Raw genomic sequence first — 22,784 nt, forward strand, 5'->3', positions numbered from 1 at the left:
AGTATTATGTCACTATGTTATGCAAAATAAAAAAAGGAGAAGAATTTATTTTCTTTTTGTTATTCGTACTATGTTAAATTTCATATAAACCAATATATAGCGAAACAGCATCTTTGAATTGCCGTGGGTCAAAACCTGTTTTTTCTTTTATTTGGGATAACTTATACTGAACTGTATTTTTGTGTATAAAAAGACTCTCAGAAACTAATTTCAATGAACAATTATTTTCAAAATAAAGCAGTAAAAGCTGTTTTTCCTCAGCAGTAAGAACGTTGTAAATCTTCTTTTGAAAATTTTTCATAACTTTTGTATCTACGCTTGATAGAAATATTTCTAAATCACATTCTTCTGAATATGCGTAAAAATTCTCATTCTTATCAGCATACTTCCTTGCATATTTTGAAAAATTATATGAAATATTTGCATTGTGAATATTCTCAAGCGTACCTATCCCGATCGTTGCATATTCTTTAAATGAATTTCCAAAATAATCAAGCTTTCTTTTGATATTTAAATACTCTTTTTCATTAATAAGTAGAATGTACTCATTTGGATAATTATAAATATAATATCCACTATTATTACTTTCGAAATCCCTAATAAATTCATTTTCAAACCTTATGAAAATATCTGTTGAACAGTTCTTTTTCAAAGATACGTTTATAACGGCATATTTAACTTTTTCATTTATATTCAATTCTTCAAGCATATTGTCAATATTATCTGAATTGTTATATATAAGTGCCGTAACTAGCCTTTTTGCCAGTTCTTTCCTGCTGTTTATTTTTCTTTCAATTTCATTTTCCTTTATAAAAACTTCACAAATTTTAGTAATTATAAACCCATATTTTTCTATATTATTTGGTTCTCCTGTCATACCTATAACTGCAACGACCTGATTTTCATGAAATATTGGGTAGTTTATTCCTTTTTTTACACCGTTATACCTGCCCTCATCAACCACATATTCTGCTGATTTTTTATGAACAATATCAAGGGCAACTTCATGAAAACTGCCTATTCTACCAGCATCTGTGCTTGCAATTATAATTCCATTTGTGTTTATAAAATTAATGTCAACATCTACAACCGACTTTATTGAATCAACTATCTTTTGTGATAATTCTGTTCCAATTGAATTTCTACTAAGCATATAAATCAGCCTTCCCAAAAAACTTGTATTTGTATATTTTAAGTTGAACATACAGTTGTATTATTATACTGATTTGACTTTTAATAGTTAGTCTTTCAAAAAAAGGTGTAGAAACATGACAAATATATCACTTCCACACCTCTATTATACTTATCTTCAAAAGATTTATTTATTTACCACATTTATAGGATTGCCAGATAAAAACGCTTTTAAATTATCTACTGTAATATCCATAATTCTTTGGCGTGATTCTTTTGCCGCCCAAGAAATATGAGGTGTAATAATACAGTTTTTAGCTTTTAACAATGGATTATCAGCATTGATTGGCTCCGTAGAAACAACATCTAAACCTGCTGCATAAACTTTTCCTGAATTAAGCGCGTCAGCTAAATCTTGTTCAACAACAAGTTGACCACGGCTGTTATTAATTATGATTACACCATCTTTCATCTTGGCAATATTATCTCTATTGATTATTCCTTCTGTTTCTGCAAATAACGGGCAGTGTAAGAAAATAACATCCGATTTTGCTAGAAGCTCATCAAGTGAAACGTAAACAGCAAGTTTCTTGCCTGCTTCACTTTCAAATGCATCATAAGCTAAAACATTCATTTCTAATGCATTTAACATTCTTGCTGTTGTTTGACCAATTCTGCCAAGACCGATAACACCAGCTGTTTTTCCATATAATTCAATCATTGGATAGTCCCAATAGCACCAATCAGCGTTGTTTTCCCACTTACCTTCTTTAACCGTCTTGTCGTGGTGACCATAGTGAGAACAAATTTCCAATAATAAACCAACTGCGTATTGACCAACAATTTGTGTACCATAAGTTGGTACATTTACAACTGGAATTCCTTTTTCTTTAGCGTAGTTATAATCAACTACATTATAGCCTGTTGCAAGAACAGCGATAACTTTGATGTTAGGACATTTATCAATTGTTTCTTTTGAAATAGGTGTTTTGTTTATAACAACGATTTCGGCATCACCAATTCTTTCAGCTATAATCGGAGCATCAGCATAAGAAGTTCTATCATAAACAGTAACCTCTCCAAGTTTTTCAAGTTCTTCCCATGATAAATCTCCTGGATTTTCTGTATATCCATCTAAAATTACAATTTTCATATATCCACCTTCCCTTTAGTCCTAAAAATATATTTGATATAAGCAAGAGCTACTGCAATTGTTTTTTACAGTAGCTCTAATCAAAAATGGTTACTTAATATTATGCTTCTGCATTTGCTTCGTTAATTACTTTTCTATCGTAATATACATCTTTATCAAAATCACCTTCAGAATTTGCAATCATAAGTGCAACACTTGCATCTCCTACAACATTTAAAGATGTAAGAACCATTTCTACAGGTTTATTAATTGCTAAGATGAGTGCATATGTAATCATTGCAACTTCATTTGTATATCCCATACCCGTTGCAACTGTTAAGAGTAAAACTGAACCAGCTGCCGGAATAGCTGGAGTACCAGCTGATGACATAATCGCAAGCAATGACATCATCACAAAATCTGCTGGAGAAACTTGATAGCCTGCAGCTGTAGCTATAAATGTTGCACCTAGAACATGCATCATTGCAGTACCATTCATGTTGATTGTCATACCTAAAGGCAATACAAAGTTTGCAATATCTTCTTTTACACCAAGTTCATTTATTGCTGTTTCTGTATTAAGCGGCAACGCAGGTGATGAAGCTGCCGCTGAGAAAGCTAATAAACCAACTTTTGCAATTTTTTTCATAAAAATAACTGGATTTAATTTTGTAAAAGCAAATATTATCAGAGGATATCCAATTAATAAATAGATTAACAACGCCAAAATTGTTATCCCAACATAAACAATTACCGATTTCACTTCATTGATTCCATATAACGCCATTGCTCTTGTTATCATAGCAAAAATTGCAAATGGACCTATTTTATTAATTAAGAAATCAACACAGATTCTAATCATTTCTGCAACGCTTCTAACAACATTTTTAAACGGTTCGCCACTTTCTCCCATTATATTTAGGCATAAACCGCTTGTTACTGCTATAAATACAACCGCAAGAATTCCTCCATTGTTTGAAAATGTTGCAAACATGTTGTCAGGTACCATTGCAATTAAAATCGACATTGGGTTAGGAACGCTTACTCGTGTTAAATTGGAAGTATCACGTACGATTGTTTCTGAAATAGTAAATATCCCCATTTTCATACATATTGTAGCAATAATACTTGCCACAATACATCCAATTACATAAATAAAGAAAAACCCTCCGGCTGTTTTATAAGCCATTCTTCCAAGCTTTTTCAAGTCTGTAATGCTATCCATTGCAAGCAAAAGTGATGTGAATACCAACGGAACTATAATCAATTTTAATCCATTTAAAAATAGTGTTTGAATTACAAATAATATACCAAGGCCTGACTCTTTTGTAACGTCTGCACATAAGAATGAATAAATAACGTCCCAAGTTGATTCATTTCCCCCGTTAATTAAATTTTCCTTTAACAACATGAGAGCAAATCCACTTGCAAAAGCAGCTACCAAAGCTATCAGCATTTTTCGAACTAAGTTGCTTTTTTCCATATTCAATTCCTCCTAAAAGATAACAGCTTAAAATTTTATATCACATCTTATTTTGCAGCTAATTCCGCTGTAATTTTTAAGAATCTATCGATATCTTCTGCACTGTGACAATGCATCGGAGATACACGTACTAAGCCTTTGTCTGCCCCTAAAGCGTTTACGATACGATTTGAGTAAATACTTGCTGCATCACGAGGAGCAGTTGTTACACCTCTGCGTTGGTATTCTTCAGCAAGTCCAATTATGCTATATCCATCTATACGAATACCTGCAATTAAATCTCTTTCTTCTACAGAGTCTGGATCAGCACTAATTTCAACACCTTTGATATGTCTAAGTCCCGGTACTTCTTCTGTTCCTTCTAAAATACGATATAATAAAGCTCTTTCTTGTAAGTGAATTCTTCTCATACCTTCACGGTAAAGTTCTTTTCTATCTTCACTATCGATAAATTTCTTACCAATTGATGCTACATAATCAATTACTGCCATCATTGCAGCAAAGTTGCCAGGTGTAGGTGTACCAAGTGCGAAAATCTTTTGATCTTTAGCAATAATTTTATGATGTGGCATGTTCGCAACTCTGTCTGATACATAAGCATATCCACAACCACGAATACTAAAGAATTTATATGGTGCAAAGTTCATTGCATCAAGTGCTAATGATTCTACATCCATTACCATATGTGGCGCATGTTGTACAGCATCACTAATGATATAAATTTCAGGTTTGATTGCTCTAACAGCTTTAACAATTCCTTCAATGTCCATTACGCTACCAGAAATATTGGAAGCTGACATAATACTTACAAGACACGTATCTTTATCTACTAATCTTGCCACTTCTTCAGGGTCAATTCTACCTGTTTCTTTATTTGCTTGCGCTACACGAAGTTCACGTCCATGTTTTTCACAGTGGAACTGCATAGCATCGAATGCAGATGGATGTTCTAAAACTGAAACAACTGCGTTTGTTCCTTCAGCATTTTCCATAATGATATCAACGATTTGAAACATACATTGTGAAGCTGAGAGTTCGGACATTAATGAACCACTTTTAGCATCAAATACGATATCTAGAATTTCTTCTGTACCTTTTTTAACGTAATCTAAAAGCATTAAACCTGTTTCATGAGCTCTTTCAGGGCAATCAGGATATCTTTCTAAAGCTTCTTTAATTTCTACAGCTTTTTTTAAACGAAGAGAACCACCTGAATTATCAAAGAAAAGTCTAGATCCTGATTTAGGGTCTTCATCAGGCATATAGAACTGACTTTTTAACTCTGCAATTAATTCACTATCAAACATAATCCCTTTTTCTTCATTCATAATCTTATACCTCTACTCTCCATAATAAATTATATAATAATTTCTGTATACAATAAAATCCAACTTAAAATAACTTTTACCTGTTTAAACAACAACATTTCCTTCATTTAACACTACTGTTTCATCTATTTTTAAAGTTGGTTTTGTAAAAATTAAATCTAAATGCACTGGGCAACTTACAGTTCCACCAAAGCCTAGGTTGTCACCACAGCCAAAATGTACTGTTCCACCACAGCCTTCGTCTTCAAGCATTCTACCATTTAATTCACACATCGGATTTAAGCCAATTCCGATTTCACCAACCATATATACCTTTTCATCATTGAAGGATTCCATAACTTCAGATAAAATTTTTGCTTGTTCTCCGCCTTCAATTTTTACAATCTTACTTGCTTCTATTGTAATTTTAATTTCATCATGAATTAAACCTAGTTTTGGATGGGGAATGCTTCCGTCTATGTACACAACGCCGTATCCTGTGCCTTCTACTGCACAAGTTGCACACTCAACATCAGGAGGAGAAGAACTTGTTCCTTTTTCAATACTGCGTGCATATTGCGGAACTGGATTTCTGCCTTCTACAGAGCATGTAAAATGAGAACCTTTTTCCGATGTAATTGTTACTGTTTTTGCATCTTGTTCTATATCGGCAATTCTTGAACAAACCTCTCTTGCTTCTGCAAAATTAGCATATAACCCACCTGCGTGCATCATGCCTATACTGTAGTCTGCCATATTTACGAATCTAGCACCTTTTGCAACTGCTGCTTTTCTAGCATTTGAATGGAATAATGAAAACTTAGTTGCGCCGAAAATTACATCTGCCTCTAACATTGCTGCAGCCACTAAATCAGTAGAATTTTCACCATGCATATTTCTTTCATCCATCATTATTAATGATTTATTCGGAAAATCTTTGGCTGCATCATAAACTAATCTTGCAACTTCATAACTTGTTGGGTCTGTTACAAATAAAATTTTCTCGTCTTTCTTACATTCAGAACATGTTGTAAGAAGTATATTTGCTGCTTTTGGTAAATCTTTCATACGTTTTCCTCCTTGTAATTACATCCATTACATCCACAATCGCATTTGCATTTATGTTGCACTTATGTTGCATGTAAGTTGAATTTATTTAAAGTATAGTTAACTTAAAACTTATTGTCAAGCTAATTGTTATTTATTTTTTATTTTAGGCAATTCGCTCAAAATACAAGTTGATTTTATGTTAATAGAAAAATTTTATTATTAATCATGACGAAAATATTTTTAAAACGCATCTTGCATGCAAGGCTTTGCTCTGCTATAATTAAATAAATTAATTACAAAGACATTATGTGGGAGTTGATATAAATGATATCCAAAGAAAAAGATAATCTTAGTATAAGAGCTTATGAATCAATCAAAAAAATGATTCTTAACGGAGAATTGAAACCTGGACAAGCAATCAGTATTAATGCGATGGCAGAAACACTTCAAATAAGTAGAACTCCTGTCACAAATGCTTGCCAACGATTAGAATATGAAAAATTACTTACTGTAATTCCTAAGCAAGGTGCTATTATAAATACTATTTCAATAGAGTCGGCTTGTGGTATTTATGAACTCCGTGCCGCTATCGAATCTTATAATGCAAAAAGAGTAATGGATATTTTTACAGATAAGGACATTGAAATCTTAAAAGAATCTATAAAAAAACAGCAACAAATTGCTAAAAATGAAGATGCAAAAGCATTTATGGAAGAAGATATATTTTTCCATAGATACATTTTAGATAAAAATATAAATTATGAATTGTCATCTATAACTAATCAATTGTATGATCGTGCATTTATGGTAGGTATTAAGAATATTATGTCCTCTCGCCTATCTGAATCTATAAATGAACATCTTTATATTTTAGAAAAATTGGAACAACAAGATAGACAGGGTTTTGCTGATGCAATTGAAGAAAATATTTTAAACGGTCTTCGTAGTTTAACAAGTAACTTTTTATCTAAATAGTATCATTAATTGCTTGATTAAAAAAGAAAACCCCCGTAGCTTTGACCAAATACAGTTCTTGGCTACGAGGGTTTTTATTTTTATATTCTCATGATTTTACACAATTGGATATATTATAGTATGTCTACGAATGGAAAATCATCTCTTGAGTATAATTCCTATATTATATCATCAAAATATACTTTAGATTAAAAATCTACTTCATCAGGATTTAGTCCTGATCCACCACAATATTTCATATTGTTAATTGCCACCATATCCATTTCTTCAATTTCAAAGTCGAACACCTGTGTATTCTCAATAATTCTTGACGGTGTTATGGATTTAGGCAACGGAACCACCTTATTTTGCAATGCCCATCTAATACAAATTTGTGCTACTGAACGATTATATTTTTTTGCAATTTTAATCAATACATCATTTGAAAGCATTCGCCCTGTTCCAAGTGGACTCCATGCTTCTACAACGATATTATTAGCTATACAAAAATCTACTGTTTCCTTTTGCATCATCCCAGGATGAAACTCTATTTGATTAACCATTGGCTTTATTTCAGTATCTAGAAGTGATTTTAAGTGATGTTCTAAAAAGTTTGAAACACCAATAGCTTTTATTTTTCCATCCTTATACAAATCTGTCATTGCACGCCATGTATCTAAATTTATTTCATCCCAGTTTTCAAACTGCTTTGCATTAGCTGGCCAATGAATAAGATATAAATCCAAATACTCTAATCTTAAATCTTTTAGAGTTTTTTCAAATGCTTCAATAGTTTTTTCATACCCCCTTTCTGTATTCCAAACTTTGCTTGTTATAAATAATTCTTCCCTTTTTATATTACATTCTGCTAAAGCTTCTTCAATTGCTACTCCAACACTCTTCTCATTGCCATAGCCAGCAGCATCATCAATATGACGATAACCGTTTTCTATCGCACACTTTACAGCTTTAATTGCAGTTTCTCCATCAGGTGTTTGCCATGTTCCAAAACCAAGGCAAGGTATTTTATATTTATTATTTAACAAGACAGTATCATTTATTGATTTCACTTTTATGTCCCCTTTCCATATCTTCTTCTAGTATCTTTATAATTTTTGCTGGTACTCCGGCAACAATGCAGTTATTAGGGATATTTTGGATTGTCAACAGTTATTTAGACAACTTTTTTAAGGGTACTCATCCGGCATTCTCGTGGGGCTAGATATCCCAGAGAGGAATGAATCCGATAATTGTTAAACCCCAATTCACATAGTCTGCCAACTTATACTTTAATTCATATAGATTTGAAAACGTTTGGTTACGTACAAACTCGATCTTTATAATCATAAAAGTTGCTTCTGCTCGGGACAAATCCTATATTATCATACTTGATATAGTTGAGGAATAAAGTGCCCAGGAGGAGTCGGTCGCTACGAGAAATTCTATTCCATTGGTAACCTTTAAATAAATCACGAACTAGGAAAATTTCACCTGCCTTAAGGTTTATAATTTTACTCTTTGCAATATCCAATAATTCATTAACCGACAGCACAATTATGCCTCCTAAATAGAACAACAATAAAAACAATATTGTTGGTATAATTGTATATCTTTTCCAAATAATATTCAACAGCAAATCAGTGTATTATACATAATTTTACAGAATGTTTAAAAATAATGTATATAAAATGCCAAACCCAAAACCCTCAACTATATCGAAAGCTTTAGTTTTGGCATTTCGTTCATAGGAGCAGGGAAGACACCCTACTCCTAATTTAATATCTACTTATAGTATTTTCCAACACATCAAATACTAATGTTAGACCCTCTATACAGCCGTTAAAAATGTTTGCAATAAGTATGATCGATTCCATTCATTTTTCCAAAAGAAAATATCCGAAGGAAAACATTATAATTTATACAAAAGCTTAGTCCTTACGATAAGTCGCCCTGTTCTTTTCACAATCGCAAGAATCTGAATAAAAGTAGGCTCGGTTCCACCTATCATATAATTTATTTTTCTGTTTCAATACAATATCTATTAATTAAGTCCAAAAAAAGTTTTATTACAGGATTTTTATTATCCAGATTAACTACACAAACATAAGAGTCAGAGTATTCGGAATCAAACTTTATAGAGTGATAGTGTGGACTATTTAACAATGTTGGATCATCTGGATTTGAAATAGTGAGTCCATTATCCGATAATACCTTGAAGTAAGCGATTTCTGATGAAGTTACTTCAACCTGATGAACATTTGTAAGATCAAAACGGTCTTTGAAAATTTTGTCCACCTGATATCCATTTGGTGCAGTAAGAAAAAATGTTTCTCCACAGAGATCATTATATTCTAGGGATTTTTTATTTGCTAACCTATGATGTTTAGACATAACAATTAGAGTTTCTACTTTTTTCAATGGTATGACAGTAAAACTTGATTTTTCCCAATGAGGAAAATCAAGACCAATAGCAATATCTACGCTTTCATTTTTAAGTGCTTTGATTTGCTCCCATGAAAATAATTTATTACATCGTATCTGTAGTGATGACCATGTTTCACGAAGTTCATTAATGATAGGAAAAAACATATATTCAGAATAATAACCGGATTGAAAAGAAATAGATAATGAACCGCTTTTCCCTTCCGAAGCAATTTCTGCCATATCAAGCGTATAATTTATGTCCGTAATTGCTTCCTTCACACCTTCATATAATATTTGTCCAGGCTCAGTAAGGCGGATTGGTTTACTATTTCGATTGAAAAGAGCGTAGCCTAATTCTTCCTCCAACAACTGTATCTGCCGACTTATTGTTGGTTGGGATGTATAGACTTCTTTTGCTGCGTGAGTAAAATTTCCTGTTTCAGCAACTGAAATAAAATATTTGAGCTGTAATAAAGTCATAGTAGCCTCCATAGATTTTTATTGAAAATAAATCCTTGAAACTATGTTTTTTACTATATCATATAAATTGAACGTTCACAATACGATACCCCTCTAGTTGCACTACAAAAAAACATCTCCTTCCAAATGCTTTTCCATTTCCTCATCAAGCAGCTGCTTCTTGCATTTCAACAACTTTCCACCTATCTTGGGAAGACTTACGAAAAGCCAAACCGTAGGTATTGTCATTAGCAGACCACCTATATTTAAAAGACCCTTGACGGCATTCACACCACCGGAAATAACCAGCAGGTAGGCCACTATGGAAACTACTATACCTATAATAATCTTAACCATTTTTGGCGGTTCGTCATCAATCGGCTGTTCATGTACACAAAGAGTTGCCATGGCAGAAGTGTTGGGATCTGCCAACGTTACGAACGATAGGCATACTGCTATCAAGAATACGAATTGAACGATCCTACCTCCATGCATTTCGCCCAGTACCTGATACAGAGCTGTCTGCATACCAAGTTCCTGAACATTTGCCCATACATCAACCGCACCACTGACCTGCATCTGTATTATGGTACTGGAAAAAACAGCAATGAACAGACAGCAGAAAAGAGAAGGTACAAGAATCTCCACCAGCATAAACTCGCGCACGGTCCTTCCTTTTCCCATTCTTGCCAGAAACATTCCCATAACCGGTGCGTAAATAAAGAAGGAATTCCAGAAAGTGATAGGCCACTCATTTGCCCACTGATCGTGCTCGATCAATGCATTGTTATATGTAATTTTGCCAAAAAAATTGTCCATAATATTACCAAAAGACTCCATTCCAAGTTTTCCGATAAACTGCGCATCACCGACAATGATAACATAAAGCATCAAACCAAGAAAACAGAGCATGCATGCCCATGAGACATAGGTGAGTCCCTTATTAATTCCGGTCAGACAGGATAGAATGAAAAAAGTTCCCACAAAAACTGTGATAAACAAATAAATCTGCTTGTTCTGTGGTATGCCAAAGATCGCATTAAGCCCTCCGCTGATCTGCAACAGCCCTGCTGCCATTGAATTAGATACCCCACTTGCCACCGCGTAGCCACAGCAGATGTGAAGGAGTGTTGTCAGCCATATTCTGTCTTTTCCCGTAATCTCTGTAACAAGCGCTCTGAAAGAAAGTGGTCGCTTACAATTATATGCAAGTAATGCAAAAACCACTGCCGGGATTGTATAAATAAAATACTGCACAAAAGACCAATCAAACATAGTCTGTCCTACTGCAAAAATCGCTGCTTCTCTGCTCTGTGATTGAATGCCTATAGCCGCCGGAGGATTTACGAAATGATAAATCGGCTCTCCCATGGCCCAGAATAGAAGTCCACATCCAATGCCCCCACAGATTGAAATAGAAAACCACTGCCACGTAGAATATTCTGGTTTTGCATCCTCTCCACCAATACGTATATCCCCATAGCGAAAGATAACATAACAAATCCCCAAAACAACTGCCATCACGGCACACATATCAATCCACCAGCCAAAATTATCTCCAACAAAATATATCATCTTAGACATGACTGCGCCAAATGCATCTGTAAAAAATACTCCCAATACTATTTCTATAATAAGTAAAGTGCCTACTACTCCCAAAACCTCTTTATGAATACTTCCCTTAACATATTTTCTTTTCTTCATACACTTCTCTTCCTTATTTTCGGTATAACAATCCTTCCAATCTTCATAGACTTGCTCCTTACCTGTATATTTTTCTGTTCTAGATTATTTTTATAAAATAAAACAGCATGATCAGGTATGCGAGTTTTAATCGATTACCCAATCATGCTTAACAGCTCAGTTCAATTTACACTAAATTTCCCACCGACTTATTTGTTCAAAAAGTAATTACTATCGCCGTAGATCTTTGCAGGATTGTAACCGATTCCTAATTCTTTATACATATATTCAATAGACTCACGTAACCCCTTCAGTTCTAACTCTCGACCTTCTTCAATAGTATAACCAGAAAGAGGTAATTCGATTTCAAGATCAATGGTATCCAGACCGTCTGGTGCTTCTTCTCTCAAAATGTCCATGATAGCTTTGCAGTCAACATTTCCCGCTCCGATTGCTGTACCAAGTGAATGTGTTCCATCAGGGTCTGCAAATACTCTATTATCACAGAAATGTACACAATAACAATATGGTGCCATTTTACGAACACAATCTGCAATACCTTCCATAACCATTAATGAATTAATCGTATCACAGCATGCACCTATCAGCGGATGATTCAGCTGTTCAACCAGCCAGATTACTTCATCTGCGAACAAATCACAATGGTTCTCGATTGCAATTTTCATACCATATTTATCAATAAGTGCAATATTATCATGGAACTGATTATAAACTTCAACCAGCTGTGCCATAACAGAAGGTGCTAAGCAAGAGTGAGAAGATTTCTCCGGATGCTCTACATCTGTGCTGTACTTCACAAGGTTACATCCTAATTTATGTGCAATATGTAAGGAATCTACAACATTGCAATTTACACGAGGATCAGAAGGAGCATTGAAAGAAACGTTAAGCTCAAGTTCAATACCTGCATCCTCAGCAATTTTACGGCACTCTGCCAAATGTTCGTCTGATGTGTCATTCTGGATATCTACCAAAGTGATATGAAGAACATCCAGTCCAACTTCTGATGCAATGTTTACCAAATCTTTAAATGTTGCTACCTGTTCAAATGCATGATGTTCCCCAAATTCTTGAAAGCCCCAACTCTCGCCAAAACCAGAAAGGTGCAGCGTATAACTATGCATTCCAATTTTAAATTTTCTATCGTGATTCTTAATCATGTTTTTTCTCCTTTATTTTGGAAATTTTATTTTACACTGAATCTGACTTAAGTACAACTTATGATTGGTTTATTTTTATTAATTATTGATTTCCGAGTTTCTTGCAGTGATCAACTGAAACTTTTACAAACTCTTCAAATATTACATCAAATCCCATAGATTCAATTTTTTCCAATGCTGTTACCGTAGCACCACCAGGCAATCTAAGTGCAGTTTCAAGATCTTTCAGACTGATATCGGAAGAAAGGATCATTTCCGCACTTCCCTTAACTGTCTGAGCAAATAAACGAATTGCTGAGTCAGAATTCAGGCCTAACTTTTCTGCTTCTTTTACCATTAAGTTGGAGATATGATAAATGAATCCAGGTGTCGAACCATTAAAAGGAAGTATTTCAGCCATCATACCGTCCGGAATCTCTTCCACAAGACCACATGATCTAAGAATTGCTGTAACATTCTCTACATCTTCATCCGTGCAGTTTTCATTACGTGATACCGCAAATGCACCTTCTCCTACCTGTGAACTCATGTTAGGCATGCAAATCACAACCTTGCAGTTCTTGCCAAGATGTTCTTTATACCAAGGCTGCTCAACACCAGTTACTACTGTTAACATCAGCTGTCCCGGTCTATAGCATGCTTTCAACTCATCAATGATGAATCCGACAACCTTAGGTGTTACTCCGAGAACCAGCATTTCTGAATTATCAACCAGCTCTTTCATGCTATCAAATGTTACATAACCCTTGGAGGCATAATCTTTACGTACATCTTCATTAATATCGTAAACACCAATTTCTGAAGGATTATACCCCTCTTTCAGTTCTGCTCCTCTGTGCATTGCACGAATAATATTTCCAGCAGCAATAAATCCATAACGTAACATAATTGTTCTCACCTTTCTCTTAAATTTGTTTTAGTCGCTTGGGGAATTCCGCAAGCGTTGATTTAATTAACTTTTAGCCATTAGGCTTTTATATTTTCCTCCACTATGAAATAATAAGCGTTACCGCACAAAATAATAGAACATAGGGAGGAGAATAAACATATTTTAAACAATAAAATTAAACACCTAAATATTTTTTAAGCAGGTATCTGAATCAAAACACATGACTACTAACAACCCCTAGGATTCATTGATTTTAAGCAAAGTTCAAAAGATATCCACATTTTTTAATATTCAATTTTGCAATGGTCTACTTAAATTATTGTTCTAACATATTTGTTTGTAATGCACGCACACTGCTCCATATGCTCTTTTGAAGGAGTCTCAATATCGGGAAGCTGATATGTAAGTCCCAATTTGCGGTAAGTATCCGTTCCAAGACGGTGATAGGGCAATAGTTGCAGATGATCCACACCCGGTAATTCAGCAAGGAAATTTCCAAGGAGCTCCAGATCCTTTTTGGAATCATTCACCCCTGGAATCAGCGGTCTACGAATAATCAGCTTCATACTGCTTCTCTTAGACCCAGCTTTACGAATATTGCTAAGAATGATATCATTGGGCACCCCTGTATACTTTTTATGGTTTTCTGGATCCATTAGTTTCAAATCCACAAAAGCAGTATTTGTACATCTTAGAATAGGCTCAATCTTATTCCAGTCCCCATAAAAGGATGTTTCAATGCAAGTGTCAATTCCTTCCCAGCATGCACGGCGCACTAAATGATAAGCGAACTCAGATTGAGTAAGAATTTCTCCTCCGGACACCGTCATCCCACCACCTGAATGGAAATAAAAAGGAATATCTTTTCGAACCTCCACCATAACCTCTTCAACAGTCATAATACAACCATAAGTGATACTTCCATCTATGGTTGTCTGAATGCTTTTATGATGACTTTCCGGAGTCGAACACCACTGGCAACGTAGCGGACATCCTTTCAAAAATACGACCGTCCGAAGTCCATCTCCATCGAAAATAGAACTTTTTTGAATACGAAGCACAGAACCTTGAAGGTCCATCTTTTCATAATTTTGATAGTTCATTCTATTAACCTTCCCTTAACCCCAGCTTTCAATATCAGTACGCTGAATAATATCATTCTGGATATCCTTACTAAGTTCTACAAAGAATGCTGTATAGCCTGCAACTCGCACCAAAAGATCTCTATGATCGTCCGGATTCTCCTGGGCATCCAAAAGAATTTCAGGATCGATAATATTATATTGGGTATGATAAATATCCAATGTACATTGACTCTTTAACAGAACCATCATATTATTTAGTCCACGCTCGCCTTCAAGGAGTTTAGGATCAATCTTTAAATTCATCTGTGTTCCCTGAGTGAAACGCACATGTGGGAGGTTACTGATAGATTTCAAAAGAGCAGTGGCTCCATTTACATCCGTCCCCCCTGTAGCACCGATACCATCTGCAAGAGGTGTCCACGCTTTACGTCCGGAAGGAAGTGCTCCTACGCTTTGTCCAATCGGAACGTTACCAGATACCGGAAGCATGCCTGCTGTCAGTTTACCGAATGGGGAATCATATTTCTCTATCTGATCCACAAGATAGTTATAGATCTCTCCGGCACAGAAGTCAGCCTTCGGATCATCATTGCCGTATTTTGGCGCATCCATACACATCTTATAGATGTCTTCATATCCTTTAAAATTTGCATCCAATGCCTTGCAAAGTTCATCCATAGTCACTTTCTTTTCGTCGAAAATAAGGTTTTTTACATTCGCCACAGAATTAATGATGTCTGCTTGTCCAATGATATTGATTCCATTACCCACATTAAACTCAGCTCCGCCATTCGCGTAATCTTTCCCAACCTTCATACAGTTAGGATATGTCAAAGAAAGTGCTGCAACCGGACGATAATTTTCACTGAGATAATCCAGATAAGAGTTCATGGTTGCCATAGTATGTACAAAGTAATCAATTTGTTTTTTGATTGCTACCATAAAATCATCAAATGTTTTGAAATTACGAGGATCGCCGGTCTGAATAGAAACCTGTTCACCTGTCTTACGGCTCTTTCCGTTATTCATAACCATATCTACAACGCCACCCATGCTGATTTCACCAATATCAGTATAGGATTTCAGACGGCCTTCCAAATTAGTCTCTACGCAGCCGCATGGAGTCCAGTCCCATGCCTGCGACATGGGAATACCCTTATTCAGAAGCATCTTAATACCTGCATCATCATGATAGATTGCAGGCATCGTACGTCCCATACGGATGCACTCTGCCGCTTTTCTCAAGAAGGAATCAGGATTTTTGGAGATGCTGTAACGAACAGTCATGTTTGGTTCTTTCAAGGCAGTATCTTCTGTAGCCTGAATCGTCATATAGGATAGGTCATTCACAGCATCGTTTCCATATTTGTCAATACCTCCAGCGCAAACCTGAACAGTCATATTGTAACCTGCGGAGAAAGCAGCACTTTCACCATCCTGAAACAGTCCCATTTCTGCAATCTTTATCCAGAAACAGTCCATTAGTTCCTGGGCCTCCTCTTGTGTCAGCATGCCATCTGCGATATCTTTATTATAATAATCAATAAGATACTGATCCATACGACCTAAATTGTAGGAAGACGCGTTCTGCTCCATAAAGATACAGAACTCATAAGTAAGCATACTTTGCAACGCCTCATAGAAGTTACGAGGTGGATTTGCAGGAACATTACGGTTCACTTCTGCAATTTTTAACAGTTCTGCATGACGTGTCTCATCTGTTTCCTCAACTGCCATTTTTTCAGCCAGATCTGCATGACGGTTAGCAAGTGCAATGATTCCCTCTGCTGAGATAACAAGAGATTTGTAGAAAATCATCTGTTTCAGTACATCTTCTCCATTTGCATCGTCAAGAGCAGCAAGTTTTTCTTCAGCTTCTTTCTTAATTCCAGAAATACCTTTTTCAAGAAGAGTTCTCCAGCCAGGTGTATTTTCACCATATCCGCGGACAAATTTTTTATCAACATACAGCATGCCACCGTCACGCATTGTTCTTACATCTTCGGGCATCATTGCATTCCAACGATCAAGAACGCATTTGCCTCTCCAATAAGGAGCCACTTCATCCATGAAAAGTTTCTTATTTTCTTCAGACAGATAAAAAGGATCATATTTACGTGTGCTGATGGTATCCAGCTCCTTCTCAATAACAGAGCAGGCAGAATCCGGATTGAGGATTCCCGCACGTGGTTTGAATGCTACACCACCAACTAGAAGTTCATTATCCTGAATGAAAATCGGTTTATTCTCATATACAGTCTTCATAGCAGTAGCTTTCTGAATCTGCCAAGGCTGTCCTTCTGTGGCTTTAAATCCCTGCGTCACATAGTAAGCATCCAGAATATCCATTTCAACACGATGAGACATATAATTTTCTCTCAGTGCCTGTATTCTTTGCATATAGTCTTTTGACATAATATATTTCTCCTTATAATTTTATCAATTTATTTAATTTGCACCATACTCCATAAATACTTGTTCTATTATCCTATAGCTAAGCTCTCATTCGTATCTTCCGAAGGACTATATTTTAAAGAAGTTTCTGGTGCAAACAGCTGGCAAATCACTCCGCCGATAAGCAATATAGCAAAGCAGACACCCAAAGTACCATATACGCCAATGCTTTCTACGAGAATCGGAAGAAGAAAAGTTCCGGCCGCTGCTCCAATTCGACTGAAAGCGATAACGATACCAACACCCGTACCTCGCACACGAGTATCAAACAATTCCGGCGGATATGGATTTTCCATTACAACGGCAATCGACATAGCCAGTGCATAGACACAGAACGAAACCACAGTAATAATAGGTACGTTACGGCCTACGATCATCACGCCTAGCGCAATCGCAGAGATATAAAATGTTGAAACAAGGAAGCGTCTTCGGGAAATCCTGTTACACAGATAGGTTCCAATGAACGCTCCGCTCATACAGAAAATGTCGTATAAAATACTAGATGTATTTGCATCCCCCATATTTAATTTACCAATTAATATAGGAAGAAAGATGCCTACTCCAAAGTAAGGGAACACTTGACATGCATAGAACGCTCCACCTACAAGTGTGTTTTTTCGATACTTTGAACTAAACAATTCCATCACTGATACTTTTTCATTTAGTTCATTCTTTTCTTCCACCACAACACAATATTCATCTCCAAGTTTTTTCGCAATCATCTTGTTTGCCTCATCCAACCGACCAACTGTAGCCAGCCATGTAGGAGATTCTGGAACACCTATAACAATTCTTGAAATAGCGGCAAGTGCACCCGGAATAACAGAAGTAACGAAAATAATATGGTAATCCGTAGATAAATTACCCATAATTAGTCCCGCAAAGAAGGAAGCTACATAACCAAAAGTCCAGAAAATAATAAATCGGCTCAGATAAATCGGTCCCTCCTTAGGTGGAAACCATTCTGAAATAATTGTAGTCCCTACTGTGTAATCCACAGCAATACAAAGGCCGATGCAGATACGCAAAATCATCAAAATTTCGACACTTGATGTAAAAAGTTGAAGAATAGAAAGTATAGAAAATAACGCCATATCTAACATCAACAATTTGCTTCTTCCAATTTTATCCGCAACATTACCAACAACAAGGCTCCCTGCAAGTCCGATCAGCGTTCCGGCTCCCAACAACCCAACCCAAAAAGTGCTTAACCCCAATTTATCCTGAGCTTGTGTTACTGCTGTGCCTGCAATACCCAAAGCATACCCACATGCAATCTGGCCTAGAATAGTACAGACATATAGCTTCAGATGGAATTTCGTAAATGGGGCTTCTTTGTAATTCATATTCATTTTTTTCTCCTTTATATTCATTCTTTTCTCCTTTCGTTTGATTTGTCAATATTTTAACAGTTAATTATTAAAAACGGAAATATCTAAATTAAATACTGCTATTCGAAAAATAAATAGTACATATGATATTGCTTGATGAATTTAGTTTTGCACTTAACACAGCATTTTCACTAATTTTCTCATCAATTGTTTTCATTTATACTAGCTACTTTTCCTACTGAACGGACAAAAAGCGGACGAAATTAATTCGTCCGCTCATACACTAAAGTAATGAAAAATCTAAACTCTGATATTATTAAACTCTTTCTTATTCACCGGGGTGCTTTCTGTCTTTAAAAGAAGATTCCTGAGGACCTCTTTGATCTTTCTTTGCAATATACAAACTGCCTGTTGCAGTACCACAAAGTACAGGAGGTTCACAAGCTGTTGCACGTGTATCCTGAGGATTTGTGATATCAACCATTGTAGCAACTTTCCATGCTTCAAATTTACATGTATAGGATTGGTTGCCAACTTTTTCAATCCATCCGTGGTATTCCATGAAATCACCAACATATACAGGCGCTGTGAATTCGATATCTTTGTAGCCCAAGAACAAGCTGATGTCACCATCAACATAAACCATTAATTCTGTACCAACGTCACCCCACTGATTCACGATTCTAGCGCCGTTTACTAAATTTCCGGTATAGTGAGCATCTTTTGCGCTCATCATTAAATGATGTACAACCTTTTTACCTACCATAATTACTTCCTCCTTTTCATTCTCGTCAGCAAACTAAACAATGTACCAATTTGGGTCTATGAATATGTAATAAAGAAAACTGTCTCAGAAAGGAGTTTTTTATTAATCCCGTTTTTTATTTGTTAATCTAGACATCTTTCAAATATTTTTCGGCATGACACTTTGAGAGGGAATTTGAATAATGTCTATCATTAAACCTGTCTATTCGGGTTCCTCCTATCAATTCCGCTTATCTTATAAGCTAAAAACTCTGATTTATTCATAATCCTTCTCATCACTCCGTTCTTTCATAGACCCATTAATCTAAAAAATAGGTGTTATTACTTTTTAAAAATGCCCGCAGCATCCGGTGCTTTTACATTAAGGGGCATTGCAATTTTAGATACATTAATCAGGTGGATATAGTCTACATTTCCTGCCAAAATATTATTTCCCCATGTACCACAGCCTTCAGAAACCGCAGGTGCAAGACCATTAGTTGCAGGTCCCCATGCATCCGGTGTGGGCTGGTTCACTAACAGACGTGATACAGGCAATTTTTCACCGGCATATCTGATATGTTCCTGATTATTGCTATACAGCCCAGCGGTATGGCCAATCCCCCCGGATTCTTTCATGTTTGTAACTGCAATATCCACAGCTTCTTCAAAAGTGCCATAGCTCTTCAATACTACAATAGGCCCCATGATTTCCTTATTCAGAACATCTTCCTTGCCTACCCCATCTGTTTTAACTGCAATTACTTTTGTTGTATTAGGGACAGTAAAACCGGCTTCTTTCGCAAGCACTGGTGCATCTAATCCTAATAAATTAGAATTTACTTTTCCATCTGTGAATAACGTCTCTCGGAACTTATCTACGTCAGCTTTTTTATCATATAAAGCAACATCTTCTTTTCTTAAAGCATCAAAAAACTTGTCTTCACTTTCCTGAGGATAGAGTAACAGATTATCGCCGTCGCAAAGGATACCATTATCACTGGAAACAGCCACAACGGAGAGCTTCGCTGCTGTCTCAATGTCATAATCTCTATCTAAAATTACAGGAGGGTTACCGGGGCCTACGCCATATGCCGGAGTTCCGCTTGAGTATGCAGCTTTCGTCAGTCCGGGGCCTCCAGTTGCAACAACTAAATCGCATAATTCCATCAGCTCTCTAGACTTTTCTACTGTAGTATCTTCAACCACTTGAAGTAAATCCTTTGGTGCACCGTTTTTCTCTAAAACCTCACGAATCAATTCAATCGTTCTGGTTGTTGTTCTTTCTGCACGGGGCGCAGGTGAAACGATGAGCGCATTTTTGCCCTTTAAAGCATGCATAAAATTTCCCAATGGTGTAATGGTAGGGTTGGTTGCAGGCGTAATCGCACCAACAACGCCTACTGGGTGTGCAACTTCCATGATGCCCTGCTCGGGGATTTCATTGATGATACCAACAGATTTTTTATCTTTCAGATAGTCCCAGAAAACAGCAGCTGTATCTGTGTTTTTGCAAATCTTATCTTCGTATTTGCCCAATCTTGTTTCATCAACAGCCATCTTTGCAAGAGGCTCTGCATTTTCATAAATGATCTTTGCGCTTTCATAAACCAGATGATCAACTTGTTCCTGTGTATAATCGCTGATCTCAGCGAATGCTTTTCGTGCATTATCAATCTTTGCTTGAATAGTCATATTCATTCTCCTTTTTTATTTCTTATCTGAAGTTATAAAATTAAATCCAACCGTTGTATGGTCTTTGGGTTGTTGCATTATGAAGCCAATTAATTAAGGTAATAAAATCAAATACCGGTAATTGTGTCGCTTCCTGCACCGCATAAGCATAGGGTGGCATATCACTGCATTCCAGCAAAATGGCCCCTAAATCATCATTTTCTTCCACTAATTCCCGAGCGAGTGCTACAATTTCTTCTTTCGCAATACTATTATCAAAATAGCCCCTCATATTAACAACGGTAGCAAACTCTTTTGTCTTTAAAGCATCCTTAATTATAAGATTGTCTTTGTTTACCACTCCGCAACTCTCTAAAAGCGCATCCGTCATAGAGTCTTTATTTGCAGTTAAGATTCCGATTTTCTGTCCCGGTTTAATTAATGTTTGAATCCACGGTATCTGCACTAAACTACTCATGGCAACAGGAACATCAACTGCCTCACGAACTTGCTTCTGATAATTTCCAAAGAAACCACAAGCGCTGCAAATGGCTCTTACCCCTTCGTTTTCAACCATAGATTTCGCCGCCGAAATAATGTCATCCAAAATCGTAGGATCATTATTAAAAAGGCGATCATTTGTTAAATTGGAAACGGCTTTCATTCTAACCGGAAAATTATACGTATATGCATTCACTACATTTCCCGGTAAAATTGGGTAATTAATGTTTTCTATATATACAATCCCGACTGCATACCCCGCCACTTGTTGTCCTTGTATCCCTTTGTAAAAACCTCCGTCACTGCCATGTGTTAAATAACCATAACGCCTTCCGTCCATATATTTACTCATACAAGACCTCCTCTGTCGAGAATCTTTATTTTACTTTGTAACCAAGTTTTTTAAGTTCTTCACGCATTTTTGCTCTTATTTCATCACTGGGCTGTGTAAGAGGCTTTCTTACAATACCTCCCGGTAAACCAATGGCATCCAAACCAGCCTTTACTGGACCCGGATATGGCTCTGCTTCCATTAAATCATAAAAGGGAACAAGTTTTTGATTCAATTCTGCTGCTGCTCTAAAATCATTTTTAACAACTGCCAAATCATACATCTCTCTCATTTCCTTTGGTAAAAGATTAAAAAGAATAGAAAATGCACTCTTGGAGCCCAGTGAATATGTGGGCATAAGAAGATGTTCTTCCGCCTCCATAACAGCAAAATCCGGAATATCGTTTACTGCTGCATATGTTTGGCTTGTATGACGCTCATCAATGGTTTCTTTTACAGCAACGATATTATCAATCAATGCCAATCTACGGATAAATTCAGGAGAGAGTTCAACGCAAGTTGGACCGGGATTATGATAAATTACAATGCCAATTTTAGAGCCTTCTGCGATTTCTTTGAAGAATTCATAAATGCCTTCTTCACTTGTCTGCTGATAAAATGGCGGCAGTACCAAACCCCATTTTGCTCCACAATCAGCTGCATAATTTGTCAATTCAATGGTTTCTTTTGCTGTGTATTCCCCCGTTCCTGCCATAACAGGGACTCTACCATTGGCAATCTCACAGCCTTTTTTAATAAGCTCTTTTCTTTCTTCCAACGACATCATATGATATTCGCCGGTACTTCCTCCAACCAAGATTCCATGCATTCCATTTTCGATTGTGTAATCAATAATGGTCTTATATGCATCAAAATTGATGCTTTCATCTGCATGAAATGGGGTAACCAGTGGTACAAATAATCCAATTGGTGCTTTGCTCATAATTCATTCCTCCTAATATGTAAAAAAT

Annotated in this window: 20 protein-coding genes; 1 reads left to right on the plus strand and 19 read right to left on the minus strand. The window is 36.1% G+C overall.

The window, feature by feature from the left end; translation table 11 throughout:
* Nucleotides 1–73 precede the first annotated feature (73 nt).
* The 5 genes from P9Q65_RS02585 to P9Q65_RS02605 form a co-directional block, all read right to left on the minus strand.
* A complete protein-coding gene (locus P9Q65_RS02585; protein WP_304507596.1) occupies nt 74–1,153 on the minus strand; it encodes a CdaR family transcriptional regulator in 1,080 nt (359 codons plus the stop codon).
* 165 nt (nt 1,154–1,318) lie between these two features.
* Complete coding sequence (locus P9Q65_RS02590; RefSeq protein WP_304507598.1) at nt 1,319–2,284, minus strand: D-2-hydroxyacid dehydrogenase; 966 nt, start codon at nt 2,282–2,284, stop codon at nt 1,319–1,321.
* A gap of 100 nt (nt 2,285–2,384) precedes the next feature.
* The gene (locus tag P9Q65_RS02595; protein ID WP_304507599.1) at nt 2,385–3,746 is read right to left on the minus strand and encodes a dicarboxylate/amino acid:cation symporter; all 1,362 of its coding nucleotides are present in this window, start codon (nt 3,744–3,746) and stop codon (nt 2,385–2,387) included.
* 47 nt (nt 3,747–3,793) lie between these two features.
* On the minus strand, nt 3,794–5,074 hold the full coding sequence (locus tag P9Q65_RS02600) for an aminotransferase class V-fold PLP-dependent enzyme (protein WP_304507600.1): 1,281 nt from the start codon (nt 5,072–5,074) through the stop codon (nt 3,794–3,796).
* A gap of 84 nt (nt 5,075–5,158) precedes the next feature.
* Nucleotides 5,159–6,121, minus strand: a complete 963-nt coding sequence (locus tag P9Q65_RS02605) for an aminopeptidase (protein ID WP_304507602.1) — start codon at nt 6,119–6,121, stop codon at nt 5,159–5,161.
* Between the two features lie 306 nt (nt 6,122–6,427).
* Between P9Q65_RS02605 and P9Q65_RS02610 the strand changes: the two genes are divergently transcribed.
* On the plus strand, nt 6,428–7,078 hold the full coding sequence (locus tag P9Q65_RS02610) for a GntR family transcriptional regulator (protein WP_304507603.1): 651 nt from the start codon (nt 6,428–6,430) through the stop codon (nt 7,076–7,078).
* A 188-nt stretch (nt 7,079–7,266) separates the two neighbouring features.
* Here the strand turns inward: P9Q65_RS02610 and P9Q65_RS02615 are convergent, their stop codons facing one another.
* The 14 genes from P9Q65_RS02615 to dapA all read right to left on the minus strand — a co-directional run bounded on the left by P9Q65_RS02615 (nt 7,267) and on the right by dapA (nt 22,756).
* On the minus strand, nt 7,267–8,127 hold the full coding sequence (locus tag P9Q65_RS02615) for an aldo/keto reductase (protein ID WP_304507605.1): 861 nt from the start codon (nt 8,125–8,127) through the stop codon (nt 7,267–7,269).
* A gap of 148 nt (nt 8,128–8,275) precedes the next feature.
* Nucleotides 8,276–8,404, minus strand: coding sequence for an IS3 family transposase (locus P9Q65_RS13365; RefSeq protein ID WP_442870829.1), 129 nt, complete (start codon nt 8,402–8,404; stop codon nt 8,276–8,278).
* A complete protein-coding gene (locus P9Q65_RS02625) occupies nt 8,376–8,609 on the minus strand; it encodes a single-stranded DNA-binding protein (RefSeq protein WP_304507608.1) in 234 nt (77 codons plus the stop codon). Before P9Q65_RS02625 ends, P9Q65_RS13365 begins: the two co-directional genes overlap by 29 nt.
* A 461-nt stretch (nt 8,610–9,070) precedes the next feature.
* Nucleotides 9,071–9,961 (minus strand): LysR family transcriptional regulator, encoded by an 891-nt coding sequence (locus P9Q65_RS02630; protein WP_304507609.1) that lies wholly within the window; start codon nt 9,959–9,961, stop codon nt 9,071–9,073.
* Between the two features lie 102 nt (nt 9,962–10,063).
* Complete coding sequence (locus P9Q65_RS02635; protein WP_304507611.1) at nt 10,064–11,644, minus strand: BCCT family transporter; 1,581 nt, start codon at nt 11,642–11,644, stop codon at nt 10,064–10,066.
* Nucleotides 11,645–11,832: 188 nt separating this feature from the next.
* A complete protein-coding gene (locus P9Q65_RS02640; RefSeq protein WP_304507612.1) occupies nt 11,833–12,804 on the minus strand; it encodes a sugar phosphate isomerase/epimerase family protein in 972 nt (323 codons plus the stop codon).
* Between the two features lie 82 nt (nt 12,805–12,886).
* Entirely contained in the window at nt 12,887–13,690 is an 804-nt protein-coding gene (locus P9Q65_RS02645) for a pyrroline-5-carboxylate reductase family protein (protein ID WP_304507613.1), read from the minus strand.
* Nucleotides 13,691–14,004: 314 nt separating this feature from the next.
* Nucleotides 14,005–14,796: a glycyl-radical enzyme activating protein gene (locus P9Q65_RS02650; protein ID WP_304507614.1), complete on the minus strand. Its 792-nt coding sequence runs from the start codon at nt 14,794–14,796 to the stop codon at nt 14,005–14,007.
* 15 nt (nt 14,797–14,811) lie between these two features.
* Nucleotides 14,812–17,193, minus strand: coding sequence for a glycyl radical protein (locus tag P9Q65_RS02655; protein WP_304507616.1), 2,382 nt, complete (start codon nt 17,191–17,193; stop codon nt 14,812–14,814).
* Between the two features lie 68 nt (nt 17,194–17,261).
* Nucleotides 17,262–18,584: an MFS transporter gene (locus P9Q65_RS02660; protein ID WP_304507618.1), complete on the minus strand. Its 1,323-nt coding sequence runs from the start codon at nt 18,582–18,584 to the stop codon at nt 17,262–17,264.
* Nucleotides 18,585–18,891: 307 nt separating this feature from the next.
* The gene (locus P9Q65_RS02665; protein ID WP_304507620.1) at nt 18,892–19,329 is read right to left on the minus strand and encodes a hotdog fold domain-containing protein; all 438 of its coding nucleotides are present in this window, start codon (nt 19,327–19,329) and stop codon (nt 18,892–18,894) included.
* Between the two features lie 320 nt (nt 19,330–19,649).
* The gene (locus tag P9Q65_RS02670; protein ID WP_304507622.1) at nt 19,650–21,002 is read right to left on the minus strand and encodes an aldehyde dehydrogenase family protein; all 1,353 of its coding nucleotides are present in this window, start codon (nt 21,000–21,002) and stop codon (nt 19,650–19,652) included.
* 40 nt (nt 21,003–21,042) lie between these two features.
* Nucleotides 21,043–21,834 carry an aspartate/glutamate racemase family protein gene (locus P9Q65_RS02675; RefSeq protein ID WP_304507623.1) on the minus strand — a complete coding sequence of 264 codons (792 nt, stop codon included), beginning with the start codon at nt 21,832–21,834 and terminating at the stop codon, nt 21,043–21,045.
* A 25-nt stretch (nt 21,835–21,859) separates the two neighbouring features.
* Nucleotides 21,860–22,756 (minus strand): 4-hydroxy-tetrahydrodipicolinate synthase, encoded by an 897-nt coding sequence (dapA, locus tag P9Q65_RS02680; protein WP_304507625.1) that lies wholly within the window; start codon nt 22,754–22,756, stop codon nt 21,860–21,862.
* Nucleotides 22,757–22,784 lie beyond the last annotated feature (28 nt).

Origin of the sequence: Anaerotignum sp. (assembly GCF_030625865.1) — a bacterium.
Lineage (GTDB): Bacteria > Bacillota > Clostridia > Lachnospirales > Anaerotignaceae > Chakrabartyella.